Source organism: Pontivivens nitratireducens (assembly GCF_014235845.1).
Classification (GTDB): domain Bacteria; phylum Pseudomonadota; class Alphaproteobacteria; order Rhodobacterales; family Rhodobacteraceae; genus Pontivivens; species Pontivivens nitratireducens.
Genome location: NZ_JACJUQ010000003.1, coordinates 246,582 through 258,623 on the forward strand (window position 1 = coordinate 246,582; position 12,042 = coordinate 258,623).

The 12,042-nt window shown below is 61.5% G+C and carries 13 protein-coding genes; 1 reads left to right on the top strand and 12 read right to left on the bottom strand.

All coding sequences use genetic code 11. The annotated features are described in order from the left end of the window. Position 1 precedes the first annotated feature (1 nt). The 9 genes from H1S03_RS05675 to H1S03_RS05715 all read right to left on the bottom strand — a co-directional run bounded on the left by H1S03_RS05675 (position 2) and on the right by H1S03_RS05715 (position 8,827). Entirely contained in the window at positions 2-964 is a 963-nt protein-coding gene (locus tag H1S03_RS05675) for a type II secretion system F family protein (RefSeq protein ID WP_185803542.1), read from the bottom strand. Next, the gene (locus H1S03_RS05680) at positions 964-2,451 is read right to left on the bottom strand and encodes a TadA family conjugal transfer-associated ATPase (RefSeq protein WP_430700879.1); all 1,488 of its coding nucleotides are present in this window, start codon (positions 2,449-2,451) and stop codon (positions 964-966) included. Before H1S03_RS05680 ends, H1S03_RS05675 begins: the two co-directional genes overlap by 1 nt. Before the next feature lie 50 nt (positions 2,452-2,501). After that, on the bottom strand, positions 2,502-3,716 hold the full coding sequence (locus H1S03_RS05685; protein WP_185803543.1) for a CpaE/TadZ family protein: 1,215 nt from the start codon (positions 3,714-3,716) through the stop codon (positions 2,502-2,504). A 17-nt stretch (positions 3,717-3,733) separates the two neighbouring features. Beyond that, positions 3,734-4,375 carry a TadE/TadG family type IV pilus assembly protein gene (locus H1S03_RS05690; protein ID WP_185803544.1) on the bottom strand — a complete coding sequence of 214 codons (642 nt, stop codon included), beginning with the start codon at positions 4,373-4,375 and terminating at the stop codon, positions 3,734-3,736. Next, positions 4,372-4,986, bottom strand: a complete 615-nt coding sequence (locus tag H1S03_RS05695; RefSeq protein ID WP_283810337.1) for a TadE/TadG family type IV pilus assembly protein — start codon at positions 4,984-4,986, stop codon at positions 4,372-4,374. Before H1S03_RS05695 ends, H1S03_RS05690 begins: the two co-directional genes overlap by 4 nt. Positions 4,987-5,098: 112 nt before the next feature. Then, positions 5,099-5,743: an OmpA family protein gene (locus tag H1S03_RS05700; RefSeq protein ID WP_185803546.1), complete on the bottom strand. Its 645-nt coding sequence runs from the start codon at positions 5,741-5,743 to the stop codon at positions 5,099-5,101. After that, positions 5,730-7,121 (bottom strand): type II and III secretion system protein family protein, encoded by a 1,392-nt coding sequence (locus H1S03_RS05705; protein ID WP_185803547.1) that lies wholly within the window; start codon positions 7,119-7,121, stop codon positions 5,730-5,732. Before H1S03_RS05705 ends, H1S03_RS05700 begins: the two co-directional genes overlap by 14 nt. Positions 7,122-7,355: 234 nt before the next feature. Further along, positions 7,356-8,207, bottom strand: a complete 852-nt coding sequence (cpaB, locus tag H1S03_RS05710) for a Flp pilus assembly protein CpaB (RefSeq protein WP_185803548.1) — start codon at positions 8,205-8,207, stop codon at positions 7,356-7,358. Positions 8,208-8,611: 404 nt separating this feature from the next. Further along, positions 8,612-8,827 carry a Flp family type IVb pilin gene (locus tag H1S03_RS05715; RefSeq protein WP_185803549.1) on the bottom strand — a complete coding sequence of 72 codons (216 nt, stop codon included), beginning with the start codon at positions 8,825-8,827 and terminating at the stop codon, positions 8,612-8,614. Positions 8,828-9,110: 283 nt separating this feature from the next. Between H1S03_RS05715 and H1S03_RS05720 the strand changes: the two genes are divergently transcribed. Next, complete coding sequence (locus tag H1S03_RS05720) at positions 9,111-9,866, top strand: lytic transglycosylase domain-containing protein (protein ID WP_221892601.1); 756 nt, start codon at positions 9,111-9,113, stop codon at positions 9,864-9,866. A gap of 12 nt (positions 9,867-9,878) precedes the next feature. On the opposite strand, the gene H1S03_RS05725 is transcribed toward H1S03_RS05720, so the two are convergent. The 3 genes from H1S03_RS05725 to H1S03_RS05735 all read right to left on the bottom strand — a co-directional run bounded on the left by H1S03_RS05725 (position 9,879) and on the right by H1S03_RS05735 (position 12,013). Continuing rightward, the gene (locus H1S03_RS05725) at positions 9,879-10,520 is read right to left on the bottom strand and encodes a CoA transferase subunit B (RefSeq protein ID WP_185803550.1); all 642 of its coding nucleotides are present in this window, start codon (positions 10,518-10,520) and stop codon (positions 9,879-9,881) included. Further along, positions 10,520-11,227 carry a CoA transferase subunit A gene (locus tag H1S03_RS05730; RefSeq protein WP_185803551.1) on the bottom strand — a complete coding sequence of 236 codons (708 nt, stop codon included), beginning with the start codon at positions 11,225-11,227 and terminating at the stop codon, positions 10,520-10,522. The genes H1S03_RS05725 and H1S03_RS05730 overlap by 1 nt, the downstream gene beginning before the upstream one ends. Positions 11,228-11,341: 114 nt before the next feature. Next, positions 11,342-12,013, bottom strand: a complete 672-nt coding sequence (locus H1S03_RS05735) for an alpha/beta fold hydrolase (protein WP_185803552.1) — start codon at positions 12,011-12,013, stop codon at positions 11,342-11,344. Positions 12,014-12,042 lie beyond the last annotated feature (29 nt).

Consider the following 12,042-nt stretch of genomic DNA (forward strand, 5'->3'; position numbering starts at 1 on the left):
GTCAGACCTTGATATTGACCATCGCCCGCATGAACAGGACGTTGACCACCAGAAACACACCCACGACGATCACCGCCGGGGTAAACAGCGAGGTTTCCTGAACCTCGTCGTAATAATTCGGCTCCACCAACTGGATGATGATGATCGCCAGCAGAGGGAAGACCGAGAGGAACCAGCCGGACCAGCGAGCCTCGGCCGTGATTGCCTTGACCCGGCGGAACAGCTTGAAGCGTGATCGGATCACAGCCGACAGGCCTGCCAGAACCTCTGCCAGATTGCCGCCCGACTGCGCCTGAATGCTGACCGCGACCGACAGGAACCGCAAATCCTGGACCGAGATACGCTCCGCCATCCGGGCCAGCGATTCCGTGATGTCCATGCCGTATGTCGCCTCATCCGCGATGATGCCGAATTCGGTGCCCAGCGGATCGGGCATCTCATGCGCCACGATGGAGACGGAGGAGGAGAACGGATGCCCCACCCGCAAGGATCGCACGATCAGTTCCACCGCGTCGGGCAATTGTTCCTCGAACAGGGCCATGCGCGCCTTGGCCTTGTTGTTCAACCAAAGGTAGACCCCGGCGAACCCCATCAGGATCGAAATGCCGATCCGCAGAACCAAAGCCGCGCTGGAGAAGATCGTCAGCAGCACGAAGACCATGATCGCCATCATGCCGATGACCAGCACCAGACCGCGCGGCGTGAACGCGATGTTCGCCTGCGCCGCACGTTCGTATAGCGGCGCCATGATCGGGATGCCGGAATTGCGGCGATGCTGGTCCCGCTCGGCCCGCAGGGTTTCCAGCACGTCCTCGGGGTCCTCACCCTTTTCCAGCAGTTCCAGCCTGCGGTTGACCTTGCTTTCCAGGCGCACCGACTTGCCGAAGATCAGCAGGTACACCCCCTCGACCATCAGCAGGACGCCGACGAAGATCATGGCATAGATGATCGGCTCGAACGACATCAGTCTGTCTTCACAGGTGTGTAGATGGAATTGGGCAGCTCATATCCCCACTGTCTGAACCGGTCCGAGTGGATTGAGCGCAAGCCGGTCGCGGTGAAATGCCCCAAGATCATGTTATCCGCATCCAGACCGGTCCGCTTGAAGCGGAAGATTTCCTGCATCGACACGATATCCCCCTCCATCCCTGTCAGTTCCGTTACCGAGACCATTCGGCGCGAACCATCTTGTAGACGACTGACCTGTACCACCAGGTTAACGGCCGCGGCGATTTGCGCGCGGCTGGCGCTCATCGGCATTTCCACGCCGGTCATCGCGATCATGTTTTCCAGACGGCTGATCGCGTCACGGGATGAGTTCGCGTGGATCGTCGTCATCGACCCGTCGTGGCCGGTGTTCATGGCCTGCAACATGTCGATCACCTCGTCGCCGCGGGTTTCACCCACGATGATCCGGTCCGGACGCATCCGCAGGGCGTTGCGCAGCAGGTCGCGCTGCGTGACCTCGCCGCGCCCCTCGACATTGGGGGGGCGGCTTTCCATGCGGCCGATATGGACCTGTTGCAGTTGCAGTTCGGCGGTGTCCTCGATGGTCACGATCCGCTCTGAATTGTCGATGAACGAGGACAGGGCGTTCAATGTTGTCGTCTTGCCCGAACCCGTACCGCCCGACACGATGATGTTCAGCCGGCACGACACGGCAGCTTGCAGATAGGCGGCCATTTCCTCGGTGAAGGCGCCGAAGTCGATCAGCTCGTCGATGCTCAGCTTTTCCTTGGAAAATTTACGAATCGACACCAGCGGGCCATCCACGGCGCAGGGCGGGACCAGCGCGTTGAAGCGTGATCCGTCCGACAGGCGCGCATCGACATAGGGGTTCGATTCATCGACCCGCCGGCCCACGGCGCTGACGATCTTGTCGATGACCCGCAGCAGGTGCTTCTCATCCTTGAAGACGGTATCGGTCAGTTGCAGCTTGCCCTTCCTCTCGACGAAGACTTGACGGTGCGAGTTCACGAGGATGTCGTTGACGGTCGGATCCTTCAGCAGCGGTTCCAGCGGGCCCAGGCCCGTCACCTCGTCATACAGATCGTTGTTGAGCTGCTCGACCTCGGCCGCGTTCAGGACGATGCCCTGTTCGCGCAGCCCCTCGCGGCTGATCGCGCTGATCTCACGCCGCAGATCGCCCTCGCTGACCTTGTCGAGCACGGCGAGGTTCAGGGTTTCGAGCAACCGCCGGTGCAGTTCCATGCGGATGTCGAGCAGGCGGGCGCGGCGCTTGGCATCCCGTTCCTTCTCCGCGATCTGCGCCGCCGTTTCGGGCTGGGCCTTGCTCAATTTCGGTGATGGTGTCGTGGCGACCGCAGGCGGGGCGCTGCCAGTTGCCGCAACCCCGGACTTCTCCAAAGCCGGTGAGTCCTGAGGGCGGGGCGAGGGTTGTGCAGCCCGCTGACCCGGTTTTTGCCCCGGCTTCTGATAACGTGAAAACAATGCCGTACCCCCCTCAACCTCGTCCCGACGTCCCGGCCGGGCTGCGATCCTCAGATCGCGTCTGCCTGCTGTTTCTCGGCCAATTCGGCCAGCGACCCTGCAATTTTGCGCACTTCCTTGCGCAAGGCATTGCCGGAAGCGCCCTCCGCGAGTGGCACACCCTGATCGGCGGCGTTCACCACGGCCTTGCCGCCATCGGGCAACATGACATTGTATTCGATGCCCAGCGATTCCGCCATGCGCTTGACGCGCCCCTTGCCGCCTCCGGTCAGGCCGCCGGGGGCGCGGTTCATCACGTATTGCACCTTCTCCAACGGCAGGTCCTCGGCCTTCAGCGCGCGCAGGAACCGCAGCATGTTCTGGGCGCAGCGCATGTCCAGCTCCATCACGGCGAAATAGGTCTCCGCCATCTCCAGAACGACGCTGGTCCATCCCACCAGAACCGAAGGCATGTCCACGATGACGAAATCATGGGTTGTGGCCGCCACATCCAGAATGCGGCGAATATCCTCGTTTTCCACGATCTCGAAGGGAACCGTATCGGGCGGGGCGGTCAGGACGGACAGCTTCTTGCCATAGGTCACCATCGCATCGCCGATCGCGGTCCTGTCCTGCCCCTGTGGTTCGGTCAGCAACTGCATCGTCGCCTCGCGCCGGGCCAGATCCAGATAAGTCGCGACCGAGCCGAATTGCAGGTTCAGATCAATGATACAGACCTTGCGCGAGACCTTGCGCGGGGTCTGCGCCATCTCCCATGCCAGATTGACGGCCAGGGTCGTGGCCCCGACGCCGCCCGCGATGCCCTGCACCGGCAGGATCATCCCGCGCCGCGCCGACATATCGCCGACATGTGCGGGCTGATGCGACGCCACGCGCATCTTTTCCAGAGTCTCCGCCAGCACGCCCTCAGGCATCGGGTAGGGTGTGAATTCGTCCGCGCCGGCACGCACCAACCTGTGCAAGGCTGTCGCCGTCAGTTCCTCGACCACCAGCAGCACAGGCAGCCCACGGGCCTTCGCCGCCGTCACGATGCCGACATACGGGTCCAGTTCGCCCTCATCCGCACGCTGCACGGCCAGGATCACGCATTCCGCCGCATCGGGGTCCAGGCCCGCGATCTGTGTGAGCGCATCGTCCAGGCCCGCGCCCAGCCAGCCTTGGCCATATTCACTGTCCAGATCCTCGATCAACAGATCGAACTGATCCATCTCCCGCGCGATGGCGAGGGCATCTGGTGTCGCCGGCTTTTTTCTGAGTAGCGCCATTCCGGATCTTACCGCCCTTAGTTGCTGAGGTCTTCGGCCACGATCGTGGCGAGGATCTCGGGAATTTCGAACTCGACCGTCGTGTCGAACATTCGCAGAATCATCGGCATGGATTGCGGGCTGACGGCCAGAACGATCAGCGGCACATATGCCTGCCCGGCAGAGCCCAGATTTACATCCTCATATGCGATCGCGAAATCCTCCAGCTCCATCGAATAGGCGAAGCGGTCGACCTCATCGTAGATCAGCTTGAATCGGGTGAGATCGCAATCGCTGTCGGGCATGCTGCCATCCTCACCCGGGATGAAGGCGGAGCCGTTGCACACTTTCGTCGGGATCGGTTCACACGCGCCCAGATAGCAGGCATCGCCCGCATTTGCCCCTGCCGCGACGTCGCGATTTATCACCCGTGTGCCCAGACCGGTCTGCACCGTCAGCGACGTGGATACCGGCGGTGTGACAGCCGCGAGGCGTGCTGCCATCTCCAACCCCTTTTGCGCGCTCAACGCCCAATGATACGCGATGGAGACCTGAACAATCAGCAGAATCAACAGGATCAGCGGTATGAACACGATCACGAATTCCAGCGACGCGGCCCCCCGGTCCCGTCTGACGAACCGACGAGCAGCGCGATGCGCATTTGCCAACAGGCGCGTCATTGCGTTCTCGGCCAGTTTTCGGTGGCGGTCATGAAGATACCCTCCGCGAAACTGCGCTGTTCCAACTCGGTGTAATTGTAGACAGCGACGCCGTTCTCAGTGGTGAATTCGGCGTCCTTGTCCCGCATTCCAATGAACTTGACGAAGGCGAACTCGGCATAGGCCTTGATGGTGATCCGCGTCGAGGAGGCGGTGGAGACGATGGAGATGGAATCGACAATCGGCTGGCCATTCTCGTTTGTCGCGATCTCACCCCCCGCATTGGTGTGGTATCCGGTGCAGCCCAGGGGGTCGGTTCCATCCGCCGCGCCATCGAACAGGCTGATCGAATCGCCCATGCGGGTTTCGATTATACCCCGTGCCTTGCACAGGAACTCGTCCGGAACGGTGGTTCCGGTCGGGTCCAGCGGCGCACGGCTGATGAACCGCGCGGCATCGCGTGCCGCGACATCCAGCGAATTTCGCGTCTGCATTGCTTGACCATACTGTTCCGCAAAGCCGAGCGCAGCCAAGAGAACCGGCAACGTTACGACGAATTCGACGGTAATCGCCCCCTGCGAGTCCCCGAAGAACTTGCGGATGCGGTCTAAGGTTTTACGCCCCACGCGCATGCCTGTTCCGATCCGTTATGTCCTGTCTGATGACCCTATCAGGAAGCAGACACTTGTAAATATTGCGCGAAGCTGCGGCGAGGAAATCTTGCGACACTGTTGCGCAAGCGCGTTAATCCTGACCGCTATCCCCAGCACCGCCACCACCACCGCCGATCTCAAGCCTATAGACGGGACGGTCCACATAGGCGTCATAGATCGCGTCGGCGCGTGCTCCGTCGAACTCCCCCCCGGCCAGCTCTATCGCTATGCCAGCCACTCGGGTGACAGCCCGCCGGTTCAGCACCTCACGCTGGGTCGTGTCGACCACCGGCATCTGTTCGCCGAAGGTGGCAATCGCGTCCAGCCGCTCCCTGCTGATCCCCCGCGAAACGAGGAAATCCACAGCTGATTCTGCGCGTCGCAGCCCCAGTTGAAGGTTGTAGTTTTCTCCCCCGACCAGATCGGTATGCCCCTCGACCCGCAACCGTGCCTGCGGCGTCCGGCGCAACCACGCGGCCTGCTGCTCCAGCGTGACCTGCGCCTGCGGGGTGAGCGCCGCACTGTTGAACGCGAAGTTGATGGTATCGTCCACCTGACCTGCGAACCGCGCGGACAGTTCCTCGAAACTGGGGCCCGAGACGGCATAGCCGACCTGCACCGCGTTGTTCATTTCGACCGAAGCACCAAAACCGGGCAGGATGTTACGTTGTGACCCCTGATCGCAGGCAGCCAATCCGGTGACGACAAGAATCAGCCCCAGCTTATTCCAGAACATAGCCGTACTCCCCCTCGAAATCCTGAGCCGCCACGGCATCCGCGCCACCGACTGTCTGCCCCAGCAGAAACAATTCCCGCTCGTTGGGGATTTGCACGCGGTCCGTGGGCAATGAGAGCAACTGCCCGTCGGTGGGCGACACCAGATAGGGGGTGATCAGAATGACCAACTCGGTTTGCTGCCGTCGATATTCCGTGGATCGGAACAGGGCGCCCAGAACGGGCAAGTCTCCCAGCAGCGGAACCTGCGAGATCGAGTCGGTGAAATCATCCTGCAAAAGGCCGGCAATGGCGAAACTTTGCCCGTCGCGCATTTCGACGGTGGTCTGTGTGCTGCGGGTGCTCAGACCGTTGACCGATATGCCGCCACCGCCGGTCACGGCGATGTCGTTGTTGATCGAACTGACGGTCGCCGCCAGTTGCAGATTTATCAGATCCTCATCCACCACGGTCGGGGTGAAGGCCAGCTGAATGCCGAACGGTTTGAATTCGACAGATACGGATCCTTCATCATTTACGACCGGCACGGGATATTCCCCACCGGCGAGGAATTCCGCCCCCTCCCCGGACAGTGCGACGAGGTTCGGTTCCGCCAACGTGCGCAGCAATCCCTCGGATTCCAAGGCGTCGATCGCGATCTCGATCCCGATATCGCCCAGCTGGAACAACGCGCCCAACTGCCCGGCCGAGGATATTCCGACAATAGCATTGTCGTGCCCGATCAGCGGCGCGGGTGCCGTCGCATTTCCGAACACTCCGACGAAACGACCGTCCGCGTCGGTGATACCCAGGCCCAACCCGAGGTTCTGGGACACGGTGCGCGATACTTCCGCGAAGCGGACCTTCAGCATCACCTGCTGCGAGCCGCCCACCGTCATCAGATTGGTGACGTTATCGGGGGCGTATTGTTCCGCCAGCTCCAGCGCCTGACTGACCTTGCGCGCGCCAGAGACCCGCCCCGACAGGACAATGCCGGCGCCTGCGGTGCGCACCTCGATATTCTCACCCGGCAGGATGTCGGACAGGCGTTCCTTGAATTCCGACAGGTCCGGGGTGACACGGATTTCGACATTCGCGACCAACTGGTTGTCGAGCCCGATCAGCGTCAGCGTCGTGCGGCCCGGCGCGCGGCCCAGCACATACAGGCTGGAATCGCTCAGCACCGCGACATCGGCAATCCGTGGATTGGCCAGACTCAGTTCACTGATGCCAACACGCGACTGCAAAACGCTGGCCTGATCGACCGTGACGCTGATCGCCTGTGCGACGGCGCCACGTTGAACGGTCAGAACCGGTTGCTGCTGTGCCCCGGCAACATTCGCTGCGAGCACACCTACACTAGCGAGCACACTGGCCCGAATCAGCTTTCTCAAGCGCATGTTGCCGAAATCTCCTGACCCACAACCTCTGGTAACCGCACCTCTGCCGGGAGCGCTTGCTACTGATCCTGCCTGAAATCGGAAAAAACGCAAGAATCAAGGGCTTGTAAGGCGGTGCTATTATGGGATTTCAGCAACAGATCCGTGTCCATATAGCGTCAGCATGACGCAGACCTCCCGGGAAAGTGCTTTTTTCCCAGATGCTTGCTCGATTTTACTTGTATAGGCCATAAATCAGTCCGCATTCACGATCGAAACGTCCGATCCGCGGCGGATCGTGATTGTGCGGCGTGGCGCAATGACCTCTGGCACGATTTCCTCGGCAATGACCGGTTCGGGGGCGACGTAGCCGACCACATCGTCCAGGTTGACCTCCAGATCACCCGTTTCAGCCACGTCCCCGATGCCACGCAGCGACAGCGACAATGCGCCCGAGGCCTGAGCCTGCGCCAGAACGGCGGCCTGTTGCGGGGTCGCGCGAACGGTGATCGTGCGCGCTACCACGGGGCGGTTGCGGTCCTGATCCGAAATCTGATCGACGGCGATCAGGTCGATATTCTCGATGATCAGGCGGGTGACGGCCTCACCCCGGAACCGACCGGACCAGAACACATCCACCCTGTCGGATGGGGTCAGAAAGCCCGAAACACCCGATGCCACATCGACCCGAATGGTGAAGGCACGATACCCCTCGCCCAGACGCGCGGCAACGCCCGCCTCACGCCCGAAGCCGGTGATCTTGGCGCGACTGATCGGTTCGCCCATCTCCATGTTGCGCAAGAGGCTGGGGTTCGGCGCGTCCTCGCCAAACAGATCGTCCTCGGTCAGAAACCAGTTTTCGCCGACGACATCCACGACCCTGGTGGGAAAGTCGACGAACAGCACACGTTCGGGCGTCAGTTCGGAACCGTAGCTCAGCGCACGGCGCGCCACAGCGACGGTAACATAGGAATCCTTCTGGGCTTCCAGCTCCAGCGTCCTTGCGAGTCGCACCTCATAGGCATCGAAGCGGTTCTTGGCGGTATAGGCGGCGAAGCCAGCCAACCCCAATCCCACGATTAGAAACAGTAGAAACAAAAACCGCATAGTGCCCCCCAGTATATGCGTGATACGTCCTTCTCAGGACATATCGTCACTCCGAAACCAAGGTTGGTTGCCGGTAGCGATTTAGTCCAGATCTTCTTCCGAGTTTGCGGATGTTATATCTATGACGGCAGTCGCAATCGTATCGGATACGACCTTCGTGCTGTTATCCAGTTCGGGTTCGATGATAACAAGTACGCCCAGTCCAAGTGCCACCGCGACTCCACACAGCACAACCCAATCGATTGAAACCACGCCGGCATCGTTTTCGAGGAATGACCTGAACCGTGTATAGTGTTCCACTCAATTCCCCTTCACCGGCTATGTAGCATTGAATAAAATAAATGCCGCTCGCTGTTTTTTGCGAGCGGCATTCACTACTTCCAAAGGGATAGAGTGCCCTTGAATTATTTCAGAGTAGAATCTGAACCGGTCTCACCTGCGGTGCTGGAAACTGCGTTGCCAAGCTGTACAACAACGTTGTCGGACGCCGTGTCCAGACCCGACTCGACCGTCGCGACGACGCCGATTGCCAGGGCGACGACTGCGCCTGCCAGAACGACCCAGTCGACGGTTACGGCGCCGGACTCGTCCTTGGCGAACTTGCTGAAGAATTTGGTCATGTTGATCCCCTCCAAGAGATTCTGAGAATGTCGCCCGCCGAACCTGTTCGGTGACTGGAATCACTATGCGGACTGTTTGTGGCGTGAATTTGTTCGTCCACAGGCTCATGAAATGCAATCATAGGTGGAAATCTGGGGCAAATGTGGCGGGAATGTGGCGAAAATGGTCCGCGTTGTCACAAAGGTTGTCACAAAGCCAGCCGGAGCGATTCCAATTGTGGCAAAAAATCGGCAGACTGGGTGCAGTTGGAGCGTTTGCCGCCCGTCTCGCAGAGAATCCCTGATGCCCGTACGTCTGATCCTGTCGTTCTGTCTGTTCCTCATGGTGACGACGATCGCCTCTGCCGCCCACGCGCAGGGGGGCGGGGTCTTCAGGTCCGTCTCCAGTGAGCTTGCACAGCGGCCGCGCGGCGGCGTCATCGATCTGTTCGCCCGGCCCAATGTCGGGGTTCAGCGCAGCCCGGCCGATCTGGACAACTGGTTCTGGCGCGGGGTGGCACCGGATCGAAATGCAGCGGCCCCGCGACGAATGGAGGCCGCCGGCGCGCTGGCCGCGACCGGACGCTACTCGGCCCCCTCGCGGGCGCGGTTTCTGGCTTTGCTGGCGCAATATCGTGCGCCGTTGCAGGACGCGGCGGCGGCGCATGGCTTATCCCTGCCGTTCCTGATGTCGCTGGTGATGGTGGAATCGGGCGGGGCGCACGATGCGATCAGTTCGGCCGGGGCGGTCGGGTTGACGCAATTGATGCCTGCAACGGCGGAACTGATGCAGGTCGCGGACGCCACCGATCCGCGCGATAATGTTATGGGGGGCGCACGCTATCTGTCGCAAATGCTGGTGGCGCATGATGGCGACGCGGTTCTGGCCCTTGCCGCCTATAATGCCGGGCCGGGCGCCGTGGCGCGGGCAGGGGGCGTGCCGCTCTACGCGGAAACGCGGGCCTACGTGCCCAGGGTTCTGGCCGCATGGCATGTCGCCAGGCAGTTGTGCGAGACCCCGCCGGTCAGTGCGACGGGGCCTTGCGAGATCAGAGGCTAGACGCCACGAACGTCACGGGACCAGGGTCGCTTCGGTCGCGGCCTCGATCTCGGCCATGGTGATGCCCTCGGCGATTTCCACCACCTTCAAGCCGCCTTCGACCACGTCGAACACGCCCATCCCGGTGATGATCCGGTCCACCACGCCCTTGCCTGTCAGGGGCAGGGTGCATTGCTTGAGCAGCTTGCTCTCCCCCTTCTTGTTGGCGTGGTCCATGATGACGATGACGCGCCCGACGCCGGCGACCAGATCCATCGCGCCGCCCATGCCCTTGACCAGCTTGCCGGGGATCATCCAGTTGGCCAGATCGCCGTTTTCCGCCACTTCCATCGCGCCAAGAACCGCCGCCGCGATCTTGCCGCCCCGGATCATGGCGAAGCTTTGCGCGCTGTCGAAATACGATGTGCGGCTTACCTCGGTAATGGTCTGCTTTCCGGCATTGATCAGGTCGGGGTCCTCGTCCCCCTCATAGGGGAACGGCCCCATGCCCAACATGCCGTTTTCGGATTGCAGGGTGATGTCCTTGTCGCCGACGTAATTCGCTACCAGCGTCGGGATGCCGATGCCGAGGTTCACATACATGCCGTCTTCGAGCTCACGCGCGGCGCGTGCGGCCATCTGATTGCGATCCCAACCTTTGATTTCAGCAGACATCATGCTTCCTCCCGCTGGCGCACGGTGCGCTGTTCGATCCGCTTTTCGTGCTCACCCTGAATCAGGCGATGCACATAAATGCCGGGCAAATGGATTTCATCGGGGTTGAGGGTGCCGCAGGGTACGATCTCCTCGACCTCAGCCACGCAGATCTTGCCACAGGTCGCGGCGGGCGGGTTGAAGTTGCGCGACGTCTTGCGAAAGACGAGGTTGCCGGACTCGTCCGCCTTCCACGCCTTGACGATGCTCAGATCCGCGACCATTCCGCGCTCCAGGATATAATCCTGACCGTCGAATTCCTTCACTTCCTTGCCCTCGGCGATCACGGTGCCGACGCCGGTCTTGGTGTAGAATCCGGGAATGCCGGCACCGCCGGCGCGCATCCGCTCAGCCAGCGTGCCTTGCGGGTTGAATTCCAGCTCCAACTCGCCGGACAGGTATTGCCGCATGAACTCCGCATTCTCGCCTACGTAAGAGGCGATCATCTTTTTCACCTGACGGCTTTCAAGCAGCAGGCCGAGGCCGAAGCCATCGACGCCCGCATTGTTCGACGCGATCGTCAGGTCCTTGGGGCCCGCATCGCGGATTGCCGCGATCAGGTTTTCGGGGATGCCGCACAGGCCGAATCCCCCCGCCGCGATAAACATCCCGTCGAACAGGACGCCCTCCAGCGCCTCCGCCGCCGAGCCATAGACCTTCTTGACCATTGCGATGTCTCCCTGCTGTATTTGCGAATGATGTGCCGTGTCCTTTGGCCCCGAGTCAAGCGAGCCGGACCCGGACCATGAAATATTCTTGCGTGAACCCGGTCTTGCGGCGGCTCATAATACCCGGCGCAAAGCGGAGTTCACGATGTCCGGGCGCTCCAGACTGACCAGATGGCCGCATCCCTCGATCTGCGTCAGGCGGGCGGCGGGCAAGGCCTGCGCAAGGCTTTCGTGCAGTTTTGGTGGGCAGATCCGATCCTCGGTGCCGACGATGACCTCCACCGGCATCGTGCACCGGTCCAGATGCTCCAGCATGGCGCGCCGACCGTTCAGGGCCGCCGATTGCCGGTGGTATGTCGCCTCGTCCGTGGCATCGCTCATCTGCGCGACCGTTTCCGAAAGGCGTTCCCCCACGCTCGGATCGTGCGCGAAGAACATCGCCTGGAACGGCTCCGAGAACGCCGCCAGACCGCTGGCACGAACCGCGGCCTGTTGCCCGGCCCGCCATTCCTTTTCCTTGTCGCGCGCCGCGGTCGGATCGGTCGCCATCAGACAGGCGGAGCGTACGCGTTCCGGGGCGCGGGCCATCACCTCCATCGCGACCATGCCGCCCATCGACAATCCGCCCAGATCGAACCGGTCAGGCGCGTTGGCCAGCACCCGGTCGGCCATCGCCCCGATGTCATCGTCGCGCGTCACGTCCGCGACATGCACGTCGTCGAATTCGGCGATCTGGGGCGCGTACAATCTGTGGTCGCATAAATGTCCCGGTATCAGGATCAGCATGGTCGTTTCCTTTGTCGTGAGTTGGCCGC